This is a genomic window from Cupriavidus sp. 05T313 (assembly GCF_056396665.1).
The window spans coordinates 1-424 of sequence record NZ_JBFTLX010000656.1 but is presented as its reverse complement, the minus strand read 5'-3'; the positions used below and the strand labels follow the sequence as shown (position 1 = coordinate 424).

Annotated in this window: 1 protein-coding gene; it reads right to left on the bottom strand. The window is 69.3% G+C overall.

Translation table 11 applies throughout. From position 1 onward, the window contains the following. Window positions 1-424, bottom strand: a 424-nt coding sequence (locus AC1DKD_RS42215) for a GHMP family kinase ATP-binding protein (protein ID WP_477144863.1), incomplete at both ends; no start/stop codon positions are given.

Genomic DNA, 424 nt, shown 5'->3' with positions numbered 1-424 from the left:
GTCCAGGAACACTGCATGGCCCTTGGAGCCGCGCAGGGACGCGGACTGGTCCATGATTCCGGTGGGCGCACCCACAAAGTCGTTCTCCGCCCGCTGGGTTGCCAGCACCATGTCCTCGGCCGCAAGCCCGGCGCCGGTGAGGTCGTTGAGTGCGGTGATGACAGCGCATTCGATGGCGTGCGACGACGACAGGCCCGCACCCAGCGGGACGTTTGAGTCGAGGAGCAGGTCCAGGCCCGGGACGCCGGTGCCCCGTTCCTGGAGGGCCCACATGACGCCCAGGGGGTATTTGGTCCACCCCTTGGCGGTTCCGGGCTGCAGTGACTCCAGCGAGGTGGTGACCAGGCCCTGGTCACCGTAGGTCGACAACAGGCGGACGGTGGAGTCCGGCCGGACAGCCACGGCCACCCGGGCGGTGCGGTCG